Source organism: Phyllobacterium sp. TAF24 (assembly GCF_052113785.1).
GTDB lineage: Bacteria > Pseudomonadota > Alphaproteobacteria > Rhizobiales > Rhizobiaceae > Phyllobacterium.
This window is the reverse complement of sequence record NZ_JBFRDN010000019.1, coordinates 38,315-55,647: the sequence shown is the minus strand read 5'-3', so window position 1 is coordinate 55,647 and position 17,333 is coordinate 38,315. Positions and strand designations below refer to the sequence as shown.

Here is a 17,333-nt window from a genome sequence, read left to right as displayed (position 1 = left end):
GACAAAGGGATGGGGACGTCATGGATCAACTGGCACCCAGCGAATTTTCGCCCTACCGGTTTTTTAGTGCCGAGCGTTGGGCGGAGTTTCGTGCCGACACGCCGATGACGCTGACCTATGATGAGGTCAAGCGCCTGCGCTCGCTCGGCGATCCCATCGACCTTGATGAGGTCAACCGGATTTACCTGTCATTGTCACGGCTTTTGTCCGCCCATGTCGAAGCCAGCCAGCTGCTATTTTACCAGCGCCGCCAGTTTCTCAACACGGGTGACGCCTTCAAGACGCCTTTTATCATTGGCATTGCCGGTTCCGTTGCCGTTGGCAAGTCGACAACTGCCCGTATTCTGAAGGAATTGCTTGCCCGCTGGCCCTCAAGCCCCAAGGTCGATCTGGTCACAACAGATGGCTTTCTTTATCCGAACGATGTCTTGCGTTCGAAAGGCCTGATGGAGCGCAAGGGTTTCCCGGAAAGCTATGATGTCGGCATGCTCCTGCGTTTCCTGTCGCAGATCAAGGCTGGTCAGCGCAATGTCAATGCGCCGCTCTATTCGCATTTGACCTATGATGTGCTGCCGGGGATGTACCAGACCGTCGATGCGCCTGACATTCTGATTTTTGAAGGCATCAATGTGCTGCAGGTTCGTGATCTGCCGGAAGATGGAAAAATGGTGCCATTCGTTTCCGACTTCTTTGATTTTTCGATTTATATCGATGCGGATGAAGAGCAGATTCACAAGTGGTACATCCACCGTTTCATGCGGCTGCGGGAAACCGCCTTTAAGGACCCCAGCTCCTTCTTCCATCGTTACTCGACCATATCGGACGATTCTGCCCTCGCGATCGCCGAGAATCTTTGGAACAGTATCAATCTGAAGAACCTGAAGGATAATATCCTGCCGACGCGTCCGCGTGCGGACCTCATCTTGCGCAAGGGCGGCAATCATCTCATTGAGGAAGTTGCGCTCAGGAAGCTGTAACCCGCCGCAGCGTCAGGTTGATGCGGCCGGTATTTTTCAGAAGGGTCGATGTGCCGGGATAGATGCGGTCGACGCCGTGAAACGCAAGGCGGCCTTCACCGCCCAGTACAATCACATCGCCACTCTTAAGCTTGATGGACTGAGTCCTGTCATTGCGTTCCACGCCGCCAAAGCGGAAAAGGCAGGTATCACCCAGGGATATGGAAACGACAGGAGCAACAAGGTTCTGTTCGTCGCGATCCTGATGCAAGCCCATCTTCGCGGTTTCAGCATAAAAATTGACGAGGCAGGCTTCCGGAGGAAGTGCGAAATCTCCGACCTTGTTCCAAAGGGTGAGCAGGCGCTGCGGGATATCTGGCCATGGCTTTTGCGTGACCGGATGAATGGCCTGATAGCGGTAGCCGCGTTCCTTATCCGTTACCCAGCCAAGTGAACCGCAATTGGTCATGCGCACGCTCATTTCCTTGCCGGTTTTTGGCATGGCAGGGATATAGAGTGGTGCTTGGGCAACGATGGTCCTGATCTCTTCAACCAGAGCGGATTGCTCGTTCAAATCAAGATAATCGGGGAAATATCGGATGCCGGGCGCAAGCAGTAGCATGGCGTGACCTGATGAATGAGAAACAAAGACCCGGACGTCAAAGAAGGCCGGGTCCTTGTATGAGTCAGCGCGATCAGTCGATCGACGGAATGCGCAGGACCTGTCCGGGATAGATCTTGTCCGGGCTGGTCAGCATCGGCTTGTTGGCTTCGAAGATTGCCGTGTTCTTCACGCCCTTGCCTTTGCCATAGACCGCTTCAGCGATCTTCCACAAATTGTCGCCTTTTTTGACGGTGTAGAAAACCGGGTCTTTGGCTACAGAACCGGTGGTGGTGTTATCGACTGCGAGCCCGCCAGTATCGACTTTGGAAACGCCGAGTGAATTGCCGACAGCAATAATGGCCTTTTCCAGAATTTCCTGATTGGTGACGCTGCCCTTGAGGATAGCCTTGTCGCCTTCGACCACAACGTCGACCTTATCAGTACCGAGGTTGTGCGAATCGAGCTCTTTTTTCAGATCGTCTGCCTGAGGCTCGTCACCACCGATACCGACTTTCTTGCCGACTGATTTAACAAAATCGAATAGTCCCATGTCTGGCTCTCCTTGTTGATTGTTCAAACCGACGATTAGGGTTGTTACATTACCCGTCGAGCTTGAAAAGCAAAGAATAACAACGTTCAGTCACGTTCTGTTCCCGACACTAATCTCCTTTGACCCGTCCGCGCATCTTTTTCACGTCAGAACGACCCGCTTTTACTTTAAGGCGGCGCTCGATAGACCCTTTTGTCGGTCTGGTTTTCTTGCGTGGCGGCGGCGGTGGTTCTGCTGCCTTGGCAATCAGGGCGATCATGCGTTCGCGTGCATCCTCGCGATTGCGCTCCTGCGTGCGAAACCGGCTGGCTTCGATGAGCACGTCACCATCCTTGGTGCCCCGTTGACCCGCAAGTTTCAAAAGCCGTGCCAGCACTTCGTCGGGCAGTCCAGCCCGTGCTGCGAAAAATCGCAATTGCACGGCTGTGGAAACCTTGTTGACGTTCTGTCCGCCCGGGCCGGCGGAGCGAATGAAACTCTCCTCCAGATCATCCTCATGGACGTAGATCCGGTTGGTGATTTTGATCTGGTTGCGGTTCTCTTCCATGCGGGATTGGTAACCTAATCTTTTCCGGGCGGAAAGCACAAAAAAGCCCCGCTGGTGAACAGCGGGGCTTCAGTTTGGGAAGTAGAACCCGGATTACTCGGCAGCAACCGGCGTGTGCGGAGCCGCAGCGCGGATATCGCTATCGACGTGACTTTCGAACTTGCCGAAATTGGTGACGAACATGCCAACCAGCTTCTTGGCCTGGGCATCGTAAGCCTGTTTGTCAGCCCAGGTTGAGCGCGGGTCGAGAATCGATGTGTCCACGCCGGGTACAGCAACCGGTACGGCAAAACCGAAGTTCGGGTCAGTGCGGAACTCTGCATCCTTCAGCGAACCGTCAAGAGCAGCACTCAGAAGAGCGCGTGTCGCCTTGATGGGCATGCGCTTGCCTGTTCCATAGGCACCGCCTGTCCAGCCAGTATTGACCAGCCAGCAATCCACACCATGTTCAGCAATGAGCTGGCGCAGGAGATTGCCATATTCCGAAGGGTGCCGGGGCATGAACGGCGCACCGAAACAGGTCGAGAAAGTCGCTTCCGGTTCCGTGACACCGCGTTCAGTGCCAGCGACCTTTGCCGTATATCCGGAAAGGAAGTGGTACATGGCCTGCGCTGGCGTCAGCTTGGCAATGGGCGGCATCACACCGAACGCATCTGCCGTCAACATGATGATATTCTTCGGGTGGCCCGCTTTGCCAGTTTTGGATGCGTTCGGAATGAAATCCAGCGGATAGGCGCAGCGGGTGTTCTCGGTCAGGGAGCCGTCATTGAAATCCGGAACCCGGTTCTCGTCGAGGACGACATTCTCAAGAACTGTGCCGAAACGCTGTGTTGTTGCGTAGATTTCCGGTTCTGCTTCTGCCGAAAGCCGGATTGTCTTGGCGTAACAGCCGCCTTCGAAGTTGAAAACGCCGTGTTCGCCCCAGCCATGTTCGTCATCGCCGATCAATGTGCGGGTTGGATCAGCTGAAAGTGTCGTCTTGCCGGTGCCCGAAAGACCGAAAAACACTGCCGCATCACCATCTGGACCTTCATTGGCCGAGCAATGCATAGGCATGACGCCCTTGGCAGGCAGGAGATAGTTCAGGGCGGTGAAGACAGACTTCTTCATTTCACCCGCATAGGCCGAGCCGCCGATGAGAACGATCATGCGTGTAAGATCAACGGCAATAACCGTTTCAGTACGGGTTCCGTGCCGCTTGGGATCGGCGCGGAATGAAGGAAGATCAATGATCGTCATTTTGGGCACGAAACTTGCGAGTGCTTCGCGTTCCGGACGGATCAGAAGATTGCGAATGAACAGGGAATGCCAAGCGAATTCCGTGATCACGCGGGTGTTCAGGCTGTAATCCTTGTCAGCACCGCCAATGAGGTCCTGAACGAAAACTTCCTTGCCTTTGGCATGTTCGGCAAAGTCTGCATAAAGCAATTCAAATGCTTCTGGAGTCATCGGGGCATTGTTATCCCACCAGACATGATCTTCCGTCGATGCATCACGCACGACAAACTTGTCCTTGGGCGAGCGGCCTGTGTGCTGGCCGGTCTTGGCAACCAGTGCGCCTTGTGCCGTCAGCTGTGCTTCGCCGCGGCGCAAAGTCTCTTCGTAAAGCTCAGCGGCCCCGAAATTATAATAGACCGCCGAAAGCTCCTTCAAGCCTGAGGTGCCGAGCGCGATCGACGCGTTATGGATACCGGTCTCTCTAGTCATGTGTCCGCCGTTGTTTAAGAAGGTTCAGGGTCAATATTAGAATACGCCGCCTCACACATCTTCCAGCATGAATGCGGGTACATCACGTCAAAAGCAGAAAAAATGAGTAGTATCAAATGTTTAATCGATTTAAAGAATTTAAAAAATATCTAAATCGTTTTAAATGATCAAAATCCACAGGACGGGTTTGCCTTACGCATCACTGACGGACGTAGTCGGGAAACTGCTCGCTGATGAGATCAATGATGGACAGTGTTCCGGAAAGATGTTTGCGAACGGCACTCTCCGCTGCGCCGGGGTTTTTCGATCTGATCGCATCGATGATGCCTCTGTGATCGGCCAATACCGTCTGCATCTTTCCGGGCATGGGGAGATTGAGGCGGCGCAGGCGATCAAGATGCACACTTTGGCGACGCACCGTCGCCCACAGATTGAGAATGTTGGCTCGTTCGTAAATTTTGCGGTGAAATTCCTTGTCGAGTGTATCGAACAGATCAAATGTCTGCGGGGAGGCGACCATTTGCTGGCGGGTCAAAATATGATCGAGGTCATCAGCCAATTGTTCGGGGCATTCTAAGGTCAATCGTCGCACGGCCTCCAGTTCAATTGAAAGTCTGAGAAACTGCGCTTGCCGTGCATGGTTGAGGTCAATTCGTGCAACCACGGTGGCGTATTGCGGATAGACTTCGACAATCCCTTCCTCTTCCAGGCGCATTAGTGCGTCCCTGACAGGTGTTTGACTGACTCCGAATTCCAGCTGCAGGGATGCGCGCGACAAGATGGTTCCCGGAACAAGCTCCACCGCGAGAATCCGCTCCCGCAATATTTCATGGATTTGATGGGCCACTTGCCGGGTCCGATCCAGAATGCCGCCGTTCACCCTGTCGCTCATGTCTGATTCTCTCGTTTGCTCCTGCGACATTAGCACAATTGTTTTGTTGATGTACTGATGCATTAGTGCTTTAATGTAAATAAGCGAGGATGGAGGATCGTCGCCAATCGGAAATCAAAGAAATAATCGGGAGGAAAAAAATGCGATTGCTTGTTCGCGGGATTACCGCACTTGGTTTGATATTGGGTTTGAGCTCTGCGGCACTCGCTCAGCAAAAAACCGAGATTTCGATCACACGCCAGCCGGGTATTCTCTATCTGGCAAGTCATGTCATGGAGACCCAGAAGCTTATTGAAAAACACGCGGCTGAAGATGGGCTCAAGGGCGTCACCGTCAATTGGCGGACGTTCAGCGGCGGCGGCGCGCAAACCGATGCGTTGCTCTCAGGCAATGTCGACGTGGTCAATACCGGCACAGGCAATCTGTTGCTTCTGTGGGACAGGACGCGCGGAAAGGTAAAGGGGATAATCACCAGCTCGGCGCAGCCCGTGATCCTTGTATCCCGTGATCCCAGGATCAAATCGTTGAAAGATATCGGGCCGACTGACAAGATTGCCGTGCCGACAGTGGGTGTTTCAACACAGGCAATTTTGTTGCAGATGGCCGCGGCGCAAATGTTCGGTGAAGCTGATACCAAGCATTTTGACCCGAACACCGTGCAACTCGGCCATCCGGACGCAATGGCGGCACTGGCAAACAAGAACCATGAAGTCGCCAGTCATTTTTCTGCTCCGCCGTTTCAATATCTTGAGATTGCCGCGGGAAATCACGTCGTCGCCAATTCCAAGGACATTATTGGCGGGCCGCTGACACAGGCAACCTTTTTCACCACAACAGCTTTTGCTGAGTCAAATCCGGTGCTTGTCAAGGCATTGCGGGAAGCGACAGTCGAAGCAATTGACCTGATCAAGAAAAATCCGCGGGAAGCCTTGAGTGAATATAAGCAAATATCCGGTGATAAGACCGATCTTGATGCGCTGGTGAAAATCCTTGAACAGCCAGACATGATGGAATTTCGCACCGATCCTCAGGGGACGATGAAATTCGCGACGCACCTGCACAAGATCGGGACGCTCAAGACAATGCCTGCGGCCTGGACAGATTATTATCTGCCTGAATCCGCCGATCTCAAAGGCAACTGACATCCGGACAAGCAAGCGCCCCGGCACATCTGCCGTGGTTGCGCCCGTTCAAATCTATGGAGCCGATATGTTGCAGGCCACTCAGCGAATGACCCATGGAATAACCGAAACTGCCGATGCCCACGGGCAAGGGGCGAGCAGATCGCTTCTCACTGTCGACAAGGTAACGCTGCGGTACAAGACGCCAAATCTGTTGGTCACAGCGACTGAAGATGTGAGTTTTTCCGTCGAACAGTCCGATCGCTTCGTTCTTCTGGGACCATCCGGTTGTGGCAAGTCTACGCTTTTAAAGGCGGTGGGCGGCTATATGACGCCGGTCAGCGGTTCCATTCACATTAATGGACGTCCTGTTAAAAAGCCCGGTGCTGATCGGATGATGGTTTTTCAGGAGTTCGACCAGCTCCTGCCTTGGAAGACGGTGCTTGAGAATGTGATGTTTCCTTTGCTGGTTGCACGGAAATTACCGCGCGCCGAAGCGGAAGAAAGGGCACGCGATTATATCGACAAGGTGAAGTTGACACGCGCTGCTGATAGCTACCCCCATACATTGTCAGGCGGCATGAAACAGCGCGTGGCTATCGCCCGAGGCATGGCCATGCAACCGGATATCCTGCTGATGGATGAACCCTTTGCTGCCCTTGACGCGCTCACCCGTCGCCAGATGCAGGATGAGCTTCTACAGCTTTGGGACGATACGAAATTCACCGTCATCTTCGTGACCCACTCGATTGCCGAAGCCATCAAGATTTCCAATCGGATTCTTCTGCTTTCGCCACATCCGGGGCGCGTCAAGGCCGAAGTTATCGATGTTGATCAGGCACGCACGGATGACGGTAGTGCCGCTGCACTGGAACGCGACATTCACAATCTGCTCTTTTCTGAACCGGGTCACAGGGAATAACACTATGGCCAATCCACAAATCATACTCGCTTCCGACGTCACGACGAACCGGCCGCATTCCAATGTGGCTGAAGTCGAACAGAAACTCGGAACACTGGAACTGGTGTGGGGCATCAGTGCCGTACGCAAGACGGTGCTGATCATCGTGCTGGCATTAATTTGGCAAGCATATGCTGTTTATCTCGATAACCCTCTGCTGTTCCCGACGCTCAGCGATACACTCATTACGATGTATGATCGTTTTGCCGATGGCGTATTGCCAGCGCGCATCTGGACAACGCTTCAAGTGCTGATAACTGGATATGTGGCGGGCACGGCACTTGCCGCGCTGTTGACCATTCTCGCGATCAATACGCGCATAGGCACCGACTTTCTCGAAACCATGACGGCGATGTTCAATCCCTTGCCTGCCATCTCGCTGCTGCCGCTGGCACTGATCTGGTTTGGGCTCGGTGCTTCCAGTCTTGTCTTCGTTCTTATCCATTCGGTGCTTTGGGCTGTGGCGCTCAACACCCATGCGGGATTCCTTGGCGTTTCCAGAACACTACGCATGGTTGGTGGAAATTATGGGCTAACGGGACTTTCTTATGTTTTGCGGATTCTGGTGCCGGCGGCCTTTCCGTCAATTTTAACCGGATTGAAGATCGGATGGGCCTTTGCCTGGCGCACGCTAATTGCCGCCGAACTCGTATTTGGCGTTTCATCCGGGCAGGGTGGTCTTGGTTGGTTCATCTTCGAGAACCGCAATCTGCTGGATATCCCGGCCGTGTTTGCCGGTTTGCTGACCGTCATCATCATTGGTCTTGTCGTTGAAAACCTCGTCTTTCAGACGATTGAACGCCACACGATTCAAAAATGGGGAATGAAGGAATGAACGGATTTTCCTTCTGCCAAAGCCGCATACGCCTCGAGGTTCAGTCATGACAGTCAAGAAAACACAGGACATGTTGAGGAGCGCGCGCTGGTTCGCCCCGGATGATCTGCGCAGTTCCGGGCACCGCTCAAGAACGATGCAGATGGGCTATGCGCCGGAAGAGTGGGCTGGCAAACCTGTGATTGCTATCCTCAACACCTGGTCCGATGCTAATCCGTGCCATGCTCACTTCAAGCATCGCGTTGAAGACGTAAAGCGCGGTGTATTTCAGGCGGGAGGATTTCCTCTGGAATTGCCAGCGCTGTCGCTGTCCGAAAGTTATGTCAAGCCAACGACCATGCTTTATCGCAACATGCTGGCCATGGAGGCCGAGGAATTGCTGCGCTCCCATCCGGTCGATGGCGCTGTGTTGATGGGCGGTTGTGACAAGACCACGCCGGGGCTGGTCATGGGCGCATTAAGCGCCGGATTGCCGATGATCTATCTGCCCGCCGGACCCATGCTGCGTGGCAATTATCGCGGTAAAGCTTTGGGCTCGGGCTCCGATGCCTGGAAATTCTGGGACGAGCGGCGTGCAGGTAATCTTTCGACTGAGGAATGGGTTGAGGTCGAGGCCGGGATTGCCCGCTCCTATGGACACTGCATGACCATGGGGACGGCAAGCACCATGACAGCAATCGCCGAGGCCATGGGGCTGACATTGCCCGGTGCGAGTTCAATACCTGCGGCAGACTCCAACCATATCCGCATGTCATCCGCCGCCGGGCGGCGTATCGTGAATATGGTGTGGGAGGATCTTGTTCCCGGCAAAATTCTGACGAAGGCGGCTGTCGATAACGCGGTTGCGGTGGCTATGGCCACCGGCTGCTCAACCAACGCTATTGTTCATCTGGTCGCCATGGCCCGCCGTGCCGGGGTGGACCTGACAATGGACGATCTCGACAGAGCGGGTCGCTCGACGCCTGTTCTCGCCAACATAAGGCCAACCGGCAATACCTATCTGATGGAGGATTTTTATTACGCCGGAGGCCTGCGGGCACTTATGGCAAAGCTTGCCAGCAAACTTGATCTTTCCGTGCTTACCGTCTCCGGACGAACGCTCGGAGAGACATTGGAAGGAGCCGAGTGTTTCAATGATGATGTCATCCGCTCGCTCGATAATCCTGTGTATCAGGAGGGCTCGCTTGCAGTGCTCAAGGGCAATCTGGCGCCAACGGGGGCAGTGATAAAACCTGCCGCCTGCGATCCGCGTTTTCATCAACATGAGGGCCCCGCCCTTGTGTTTGACAGCTATCCCGAGATGAAAGCCGCGATTGATGATGAGAATCTGGATGTGACGCCGGACCACGTTCTTGTGCTGCGCGGCGCCGGACCGCAGGGTGGGCCTGGCATGCCTGAATGGGGCATGCTGCCTATGCCAAAGGCTCTGTTAAAACAGGGCCATCGCGACATGCTTCGCCTTTCCGATGCCCGGATGAGTGGCACCAGCTATGGCGCTTGTGTTCTCCACGTCTCTCCCGAGTCGCATGTCGGCGGTCCGCTCGCACTTTTGAAAACCGGCGATATTATCAGGCTCGACCTGAACGCACGCCGGATCGACATGCTTGTTGATGATAGCGAACTCGAACATCGCCGCCGGAACTGGGTAAAACCAGCCGAGAAAGCCGGCCGAGGTTATGGCTGGATGTTTGCCCGCCATGTGGGACAGGCTGACACGGGCGCGGATTTTGACTTTCTTGAGACACGATTCGGACCATCCGCCCCTGAACCAGATATTTACTGACCCCAAGGATCTGACATGACAAACTATGATCTAAAGCCAGAAACGCGCGAAAAACTGATGGGCGTTGCGACGCCGACCATTGCCACAGCACTGTTCAAACGTGGACTACGCAACCAGTTTATTCAGGACGTCCGCCCGCTTTCTGCGAAAAGCCGTAATATGGTCGGCCAAGCCTTCACCCTGCGCTATATCCCGGCCCGTGAAGACCTGAACACCATCGATGTGTTCAAGAATCCCAATCATCCGCAACGCGCTGCCGTCGAGCAGTGTCCGAAGGGTGCAGTCCTTGTGATGGACAGCCGCAAAGATGCGCGTGCAGCCTCGGCAGGTTCCATCCTGATCTCGCGGCTGCAGGTTCGCGGCGTCGCCGGTGTTGTCACCGATGGTGGTTTCCGCGACAGTCCGGAAATTGCTGGTCTGTCTATCCATGCCTATCACAACCGGCCATCGGCCCCCACCAATCTCACACATCATCAGGCCTATGACATCAATGCACCGATTGGCTGCGGCGACGTTGCGGTGTTTCCTGGCGATGTACTGGTCGGCGATAATGAGGGTGTCATTGTCATACCTCAGCATCTTGCGGACGAGATAGCCGATGAAACAGTCGAGATGACGGCCTATGAAGATTTCGTCACTGAACAGGTGATGGGTGGCGCTTCAATTATCGGGCTTTACCCTGCAACGAGCGACAAACCCAAAGCTGAATTTGCTGTCTGGCGCAAAAAGAATGGGCGGTAAACCCGTTTTCATCTGCTTTTCCAGCTGAAATTGATGAGTAAGACTTCAGCAATTGCCTGCAATTGTCGTGTGAAAATGACACGGGATGACATGACTTTCGATCTGTGCCACATTTTGTACCTAATTTGTCCGGCACAAGCACGATCGGATTTAACCTTTTAAACAAGGAAAAGCAGGGCATGAGGGAAGTACCCGCAATGCAGACCATCGCGCTCGTTGATGACGATCGCAATATTCTGACGTCCGTATCGATTGCGCTTGAATCGGAAGGTTATCGTGTCGAGACTTATACCGACGGCGCTTCGGCACTCGACGGCCTGATGGCTCGTCCGCCAAATCTTGCCATTTTCGATATCAAGATGCCGCGCATGGATGGAATGGAACTCCTGCGCCGTCTGCGCCAGAAGTCCGACCTGCCTGTTATCTTCCTGACGTCCAAGGACGACGAGATCGATGAACTCTTCGGCCTCAAGATGGGCGCGGATGATTTCATCACCAAGCCGTTCTCGCAGCGTCTTCTGGTCGAACGCGTCAAGGCGGTATTGCGCCGTGTTGCTGCGCGTGAAGGCGCCGCCAAGCCCGGCAGCCCGCAGGCCAAATCACTGGAACGTGGTCAGCTTGTCATGGATCAGGAACGCCACACCTGCACCTGGATGGGTGAACCTGTGACATTGACTGTGACCGAATTCCTCATTCTGCACTCGCTGGCCCAGCGCCCGGGCGTTGTCAAAAGCCGCGATGCCTTGATGGATGCAGCCTATGATGAGCAGGTCTATGTGGATGATCGGACGATTGACAGTCACATCAAGCGCCTGCGCAAGAAGTTCAAGGTCGTCGATGATGATTTCGATATGATCGAGACATTGTACGGCGTCGGGTATCGTTTCAGGGAAACGTGATCCTGATTATACCTGTTGTTTGCGTATAAATGGGCTAAAGATCTCGCATGGGAATTTCACGCATGCGTGATCCCCTGTAGAATAAGATTGTCTCGGCGCGTTTTGAGTGCGATGAGACAGCCCATTTACGATGTTCTGAGGCAGAAATGGTAGCCGGACTCCAAGGCAGCAATGTTACGCGCAAGAGCGCCGTCATGCGCCGGAAGCGTTCGCTTGCCGTGAGGCGATTCCTGCAACCACTCAATCGGTTGTTTGGCAATTATCTGTTTTCAAGCCTGACCCGCCGCATTCTGTTTCTCAATCTTGCGGGTCTGGCAGTGCTCTTGTCCGGCATCATGTATCTCAATCAGTTCCGCGACGGGCTGATTGATGCGCGTGTCGAAAGCCTGATGACGCAGGGTGAGATCATCGCGGCAGCCATAGCCTCGGAAGCCACTGTCGATACAAACTCCATCTCGGTTGATCCGGAGAAGCTGCTGGAGCTTCAGGCCGGGCAGAGCATAACGCCATCGCCGGATGTGCTGGATAATCTTGATTTCCCGATCAATCCGGAAAGGGTTGCCCCTGTGTTGCGGCAACTTATCCAGCCAACCCGAACCCGCGCGCGTATTTACGATCGCGATTCCAACCTCCTGCTGGATTCACGCCATCTTTATTCGCGCGGTCAGGTGCTGCGTTACGAACTGCCGCCCATTGAGGGGGATCAGCCCACTTTTCTGGAGCGGCTTACCAATCGTATGACCCGGCTGCTTCGCCGGAGCGATCTGCCGATCTATCAGGAGCAACCCGGTGGTAACGGTGCGTCCTTCCCTGAAATCGTCAAGGCATTGACCGGACAACCCGCCACCATTGTTCGCATGACGGAAAAGGGCGAGCAGATCGTCTCGGTTGCCGTGCCAATTCAGCGCTTCCGCGCTGTGCTTGGCGTTCTGCTGCTTTCCACCGAAGGCGGCGATATCGATAAGATCGTTCAGGGCGAACGCTATGCGATTATTCGTGTGTTTACCGTTGCCGCGCTGGTTATGGCCATTCTTTCGCTGTTTCTGGCGTCAACGATTGCCAATCCCTTGCGCCGTCTTGCCGCCGCAGCGGATCGCGTCCGCCACGGCGTCAAAAACCGCGAAGAAATTCCTGATTTCTCCGAACGTCAGGACGAGATCGGACATCTGTCCACCTCTATCCGCGACATGACCAATGCGCTCTATGCCCGTATCGAATCAATCGAGAGTTTTGCCGCTGATGTCAGCCACGAACTGAAGAACCCGCTGACGTCGCTTCGAAGTGCGGTGGAGACTTTGCCGCTGGCCAAGAATGATGATTCACGCAAGCGACTGCTTGATGTCATCCAGCACGATGTGCGCCGACTGGATCGTCTTATCACGGATATTTCCGATGCCTCGCGTCTCGACGCGGAACTGGCGCGCGAAGATTCGGAGCATGTAGATCTTAAGTTCCTGCTTGGCAATCTAGTGACTGCCGCGCGCGAAGTGCGCCGCAACAAGAAAGACACGCAGATCGACTTTGTGGTGGGCAAGCTGCCACCAAACAAAAAGGGCTTTTTTGTTGTTGGCCATGATCTGCGCCTTGGTCAGGTCGTCTCCAATCTGATTGAAAACGCGCGATCTTTCGTGCCGGAAGAACATGGCGCCATCACCGTTTCACTGCAACATATGGGTGATCGTGTCCGCATTCTGGTCGAAGACAATGGCCCGGGCATTCGTGTCGAGCAGATTGATCGTATTTTTGAGCGATTCTATACGGATCGGCCGTCGGGCGAAGCTTTTGGCCAGAATTCCGGCCTTGGTCTTTCCATCAGCCGCCAGATCATCGAGGCTCACGGCGGCACGCTGAATGCGGAAAACATTATCGATCCAAATGATTCTGAAAATTATCTCGGTGCCCGCTTCACCGCGATTCTACCGGCCGAGATCTGATGCAAAGCGAAGGTGGTGAGCTGATTCATGCCAGCGCCGTGCTCGTCGGTGATCGCGGCGTGCTCGTTTGCGGAAATTCCGGATCGGGAAAATCATCGCTCGTTCAGGCGCTTATGGATCGGGCTGCCTATAGAGGCATGTTCGCAATCCTTGTCAGTGACGATCAGTGCCGAATTCGCGCGGAGTCAGGTCGCCTGCTTTGTACAACGCCGCGTGCCCTGCATGGCGGTCTGGAAGTACGCGGGTCCGGTTTACACGCTGCAGATTTTGAAGAAAGCGCTGTCATTCACCTTGTGGTCGATCTGGTCGAACCGAACCAATCGGTTCGTTTTGGCGAAGATGCTATAACTTGTCTTCACGGCGTCGCAATCGCACATCTTATTCTGTCAAAATGGGCGATAAATGCTGCCTGCCGTGCGGTTGAAGCCAGGCTTTTTCGGCCTGTCTGGAAAAAATAATGTATTGAGATCAATTGGTTGCGTTATTAGCCTGCGATAAAATGACTGACACTTACCCTCAAGTCATTTTTCCGCTTGCCTTCGCAATTCGTCCTGCCAAAATGCGACACCTGCCAAGTGGGGCATTCAATGCGCAGAAAAAAGCCTGATCCCAATGGGCTGGCGCGACAGGAGCAGTTTCAGAATGATCGGACTCGTGCTTGTGACGCACGGAAGACTGGCCGAAGAATTTCATCATGCTGTTGAGCATGTTGTCGGCCAGCAAGAGTATTTGGAAACCGTCTCAATCGGTGCCGATGATGATATGGAGCAACGCAGGCGCGACATTGTCGACGCCGTGGCGCGTGCTGACAGCGGCAATGGCGTCATTATTTTGACAGATATGTTTGGCGGCACTCCGTCCAATCTGGCAATTTCAGTGATGGAATCGGGGCGGATTGAGGTCATAGCCGGCGTTAACCTGCCCATGCTGATCAAGCTTTCCAGCGTGCGCGTGACCAATGATATGGCTGCGTCGCTGCGCGAAGGTCAGGATGCCGGACGTAAATACATCAATGTGGCCAGTCAGGTGCTGACAGCGAAATAGAGGTTGAACAAGCATGCGCCTGACAGGAGAAACCACCGGGACATTCGATCCTGATAATGCGCTGGTGTCATCTTTTGAGATCGTCAACCGGCGCGGGCTGCATGCGCGTGCTTCTGCCAAATTTGTCCAGCTGGTCGATGGCTACGATGCCCATGTGCGCGTCGAGAAGGACGGCATGACCGTGGGTGGGACCTCCATCATGGGATTGATGATGCTTGCCGCTTCACCGGGGTGCTGCATCAAGGTCAGCGCATCAGGCCGTCAGGCCAGCGACGTCATGATGGCGCTTGGCGCGCTCATCGCCGACAAATTTGGCGAAGAAGCCTGATTTGTCGCTTGTCCGTCCGATTGCGGTGTTTGATGCGGGCATTGGCAGCTATTCGATCGTTGATCTGATCCGGCGTAGGCTGCCAAAGCAGGATATTCTCTATTTTGCTGATCGTGCGAGTTTCCCCTATGGACGGAAATCCCGTGACGAGCTTCTGACGGTCATGGGCCGGACGATGCGATTCCTCTCGCAGCATGAGCCGTCAGCCATTATTGTTGCGTCCAACGTGCCGTCCATCACAGTTATGGATGAGTTGAAATCCATGGTGGAGGTGCCGCTTTTTGTTGTTTTGCCGCCTCTGGCGGACGCTTTGTCGCAAAGCCAAACCGGCAAGGTCGGTATCATGGGTGTTCAATCCATGGTCGAGAGCCCGCAGCTAAGACAATTTGTTGGCAAGCATACGAGTGATCCAGATGCCGTCGCGTTGATCAATGCTTCTCTCATGGTTGATCTTGTTGAAAACGGCGACTTTCTCTTCGATCCCGTTGGGACGCAGCGAAAGGCCGATGATTTTCTGGGCGACGTTTTTCTGGATCATCCGGATATCGATGTGCTCACCCTGTCGAGCACGCATTTGCCATGGCTGCGTTCCTATTTTGAGAATGGCCGCCCGTCATGCCGGTTTCTTGATCCGGCTGATGCGATTGTCCAAACGATTGGTGCGGGAACGTCAGGTTCCGGCATGACGAATGCGCTGGTGACAGAAAGCCCGGAATACCCTGCGGATGCATTCCGGGCGATGCTGGCAAAGCTGCAGATTGATATTCCAATCCGTATCGTCCCGACGCCTTTTCAATAGAACCAATGCCTTCGGATATGCACGCATAAGGATTTCTTTATATCCCATTGTGCGATCCACCCTAATCTGATAGTCAACAGCCACCTCCGGTCGCCTCGGAATGGCGGCTGGACCCGAAAAACAAAGACGGAGCTGACAACAGATGGCCGATAACCAGGATTTTATTGTCAAGGACCTTGAGCTGGCCGCATGGGGCCGCAAGGAAATTGAAATCGCCGAAACCGAAATGCCGGGCCTGATGGCAAGCCGCGAAGAGTTTGGCACGTCCAAGCCACTCAAGGGCGCACGCATCACCGGTTCGCTTCATATGACGATCCAGACGGCAGTTCTGATCGAAACATTGCAGGCTCTTGGCGCTACCGTGCGCTGGGCATCGTGCAACATCTTCTCGACACAGGACCACGCCGCTGCCGCAATCGCCGCAACTGGCACGCCGGTTTTCGCCGTCAAGGGCGAGTCGCTGGAAGAATACTGGACCTATACCGACAGGATTTTCCAGTGGCCAGATGGTCAGCCTTCCAACATGATTCTCGATGATGGCGGCGATGCCACCATGTACATCCTGATCGGCGCACGCGCTGAAGCTGGTGAAGACGTTCTGTCCAAGCCTGAAAGCGAAGAAGAAGAAATTCTCTTTGCCCAGATCAAGAAGCGCATGAAGGAAACCCCAGGTTTCTTCACCAAGCAGCGTGATGCCATCAAGGGCGTGACGGAAGAAACAACGACCGGTGTAAACCGTCTGTACCAGCTGCAGAAGAAGGGCCTCCTGCCTTTCCCGGCGATCAACGTCAATGACAGCGTGACCAAGTCGAAGTTCGACAACAAGTATGGCTGCAAGGAATCACTGGTTGACGGCATCCGCCGCGCCACTGACGTCATGATGGCTGGCAAGGTTGCCGTGGTTTGCGGCTATGGCGACGTCGGCAAGGGCTCGGCACAGTCGCTGCTCGGTGCTGGTGCTCGCGTCAAGGTCACAGAAGTTGATCCGATCTGCGCCCTGCAGGCGGCCATGGACGGTTTTGAAGTGGTTACACTTGAAGATGCTGCGCCGACCGCAGACATCATCATCACCACCACAGGCAACAAGGATGTCATCAAGCTCGATGACATGCGCAAGATGAAGGATATGGTGATCGTTGGTAACATCGGTCACTTCGACAACGAGATTCAGGTCTCGGCACTGCGCAACCTCAAGTGGAACAACATCAAGCCACAGGTCGACATGATTTCCTTCCCTGATGGCAAGCGTATGCTGCTTCTTTCCGAAGGTCGTCTGCTCAATCTGGGCAACGCCACAGGTCATCCAAGCTTCGTCATGTCAGCTTCGTTCACCAATCAGGTTCTGGCTCAGATCGAGCTCTACAGCCGTGGTGAACAGTACAAGAATGAGGTCTATGTTCTGCCAAAGCACCTTGATGAAAAGGTCGCGCGCCTGCATCTCGACAAGCTCGGTGTAAAATTGACGACCCTTTCGGACGAGCAGGCTGCCTATATCGGCGTAACGCCGACTGGTCCTTTCAAGTCGGACCACTACAGGTATTAATCCGTTAACCAATACCCACAATATATGGAAGCCGAAGGATTGACAAATTCTTCGGCTTTCTTTTTTGCGCTGAGTTCTTCCCGTCGATT

Annotated in this window: 18 protein-coding genes; 13 read left to right on the top strand and 5 right to left on the bottom strand. The window is 54.3% G+C overall.

Annotated elements, in window-relative coordinates:
- Positions 1-20 precede the first annotated feature (20 nt).
- On the top strand, positions 21-977 hold the full coding sequence (gene coaA, locus AB4Y96_RS16680; RefSeq protein ID WP_091879341.1) for a type I pantothenate kinase: 957 nt from the start codon (positions 21-23) through the stop codon (positions 975-977).
- Here coaA and AB4Y96_RS16675 read toward each other — a convergent pair.
- The 5 genes from AB4Y96_RS16675 to AB4Y96_RS16655 form a co-directional block, all read right to left on the bottom strand.
- The gene (locus AB4Y96_RS16675; protein ID WP_441918539.1) at positions 964-1,578 is read right to left on the bottom strand and encodes an alpha-ketoglutarate-dependent dioxygenase AlkB family protein; all 615 of its coding nucleotides are present in this window, start codon (positions 1,576-1,578) and stop codon (positions 964-966) included. The genes coaA and AB4Y96_RS16675 overlap by 14 nt on opposite strands.
- 73 nt (positions 1,579-1,651) lie before the next feature.
- Positions 1,652-2,110: a peptidoglycan-binding protein LysM gene (gene lysM, locus AB4Y96_RS16670; RefSeq protein WP_091879338.1), complete on the bottom strand. Its 459-nt coding sequence runs from the start codon at positions 2,108-2,110 to the stop codon at positions 1,652-1,654.
- Positions 2,111-2,219: 109 nt separating this feature from the next.
- A complete protein-coding gene (arfB, locus tag AB4Y96_RS16665; RefSeq protein WP_091879337.1) occupies positions 2,220-2,657 on the bottom strand; it encodes an alternative ribosome rescue aminoacyl-tRNA hydrolase ArfB in 438 nt (145 codons plus the stop codon).
- 93 nt (positions 2,658-2,750) lie between these two features.
- A complete protein-coding gene (locus tag AB4Y96_RS16660) occupies positions 2,751-4,364 on the bottom strand; it encodes a phosphoenolpyruvate carboxykinase (protein WP_441918538.1) in 1,614 nt (537 codons plus the stop codon).
- Between the two features lie 199 nt (positions 4,365-4,563).
- Entirely contained in the window at positions 4,564-5,256 is a 693-nt protein-coding gene (locus tag AB4Y96_RS16655) for a GntR family transcriptional regulator (protein ID WP_441918537.1), read from the bottom strand.
- Positions 5,257-5,396: 140 nt separating this feature from the next.
- Here AB4Y96_RS16655 and AB4Y96_RS16650 point away from each other — a divergent pair, with 140 nt between their 5' ends.
- The 12 genes from AB4Y96_RS16650 to ahcY all read left to right on the top strand — a co-directional run bounded on the left by AB4Y96_RS16650 (position 5,397) and on the right by ahcY (position 17,244).
- Positions 5,397-6,398, top strand: a complete 1,002-nt coding sequence (locus tag AB4Y96_RS16650; protein ID WP_441918536.1) for an ABC transporter substrate-binding protein — start codon at positions 5,397-5,399, stop codon at positions 6,396-6,398.
- 88 nt (positions 6,399-6,486) lie between these two features.
- Positions 6,487-7,299: an ABC transporter ATP-binding protein gene (locus AB4Y96_RS16645; protein WP_091880193.1), complete on the top strand. Its 813-nt coding sequence runs from the start codon at positions 6,487-6,489 to the stop codon at positions 7,297-7,299.
- Between the two features lie 4 nt (positions 7,300-7,303).
- Positions 7,304-8,173 carry an ABC transporter permease gene (locus AB4Y96_RS16640; protein ID WP_091879331.1) on the top strand — a complete coding sequence of 290 codons (870 nt, stop codon included), beginning with the start codon at positions 7,304-7,306 and terminating at the stop codon, positions 8,171-8,173.
- A 46-nt stretch (positions 8,174-8,219) separates the two neighbouring features.
- Positions 8,220-9,956: an L-arabinonate dehydratase gene (gene araD / locus AB4Y96_RS16635; RefSeq protein ID WP_441918535.1), complete on the top strand. Its 1,737-nt coding sequence runs from the start codon at positions 8,220-8,222 to the stop codon at positions 9,954-9,956.
- Positions 9,957-9,971: 15 nt separating this feature from the next.
- Positions 9,972-10,697, top strand: coding sequence for a ribonuclease activity regulator RraA (locus tag AB4Y96_RS16630; RefSeq protein WP_441918534.1), 726 nt, complete (start codon positions 9,972-9,974; stop codon positions 10,695-10,697).
- A 179-nt stretch (positions 10,698-10,876) separates the two neighbouring features.
- Complete coding sequence (locus AB4Y96_RS16625; RefSeq protein ID WP_162700334.1) at positions 10,877-11,596, top strand: response regulator transcription factor; 720 nt, start codon at positions 10,877-10,879, stop codon at positions 11,594-11,596.
- A gap of 146 nt (positions 11,597-11,742) precedes the next feature.
- On the top strand, positions 11,743-13,530 hold the full coding sequence (locus AB4Y96_RS16620) for a sensor histidine kinase (RefSeq protein ID WP_091879325.1): 1,788 nt from the start codon (positions 11,743-11,745) through the stop codon (positions 13,528-13,530).
- Positions 13,530-13,988 carry an HPr kinase/phosphorylase gene (locus AB4Y96_RS16615; RefSeq protein WP_441918533.1) on the top strand — a complete coding sequence of 153 codons (459 nt, stop codon included), beginning with the start codon at positions 13,530-13,532 and terminating at the stop codon, positions 13,986-13,988. The genes AB4Y96_RS16620 and AB4Y96_RS16615 overlap by 1 nt, the downstream gene beginning before the upstream one ends.
- Positions 13,989-14,172: 184 nt before the next feature.
- On the top strand, positions 14,173-14,574 hold the full coding sequence (locus AB4Y96_RS16610; protein WP_091879322.1) for a PTS sugar transporter subunit IIA: 402 nt from the start codon (positions 14,173-14,175) through the stop codon (positions 14,572-14,574).
- Positions 14,575-14,587: 13 nt separating this feature from the next.
- A complete protein-coding gene (locus AB4Y96_RS16605) occupies positions 14,588-14,902 on the top strand; it encodes an HPr family phosphocarrier protein (protein ID WP_091879320.1) in 315 nt (104 codons plus the stop codon).
- A 1-nt stretch (position 14,903) separates the two neighbouring features.
- On the top strand, positions 14,904-15,701 hold the full coding sequence (locus tag AB4Y96_RS16600; RefSeq protein ID WP_441918532.1) for a glutamate racemase: 798 nt from the start codon (positions 14,904-14,906) through the stop codon (positions 15,699-15,701).
- 142 nt (positions 15,702-15,843) lie between these two features.
- Positions 15,844-17,244 (top strand): adenosylhomocysteinase, encoded by a 1,401-nt coding sequence (gene ahcY / locus AB4Y96_RS16595; protein WP_441918531.1) that lies wholly within the window; start codon positions 15,844-15,846, stop codon positions 17,242-17,244.
- Positions 17,245-17,333 lie beyond the last annotated feature (89 nt).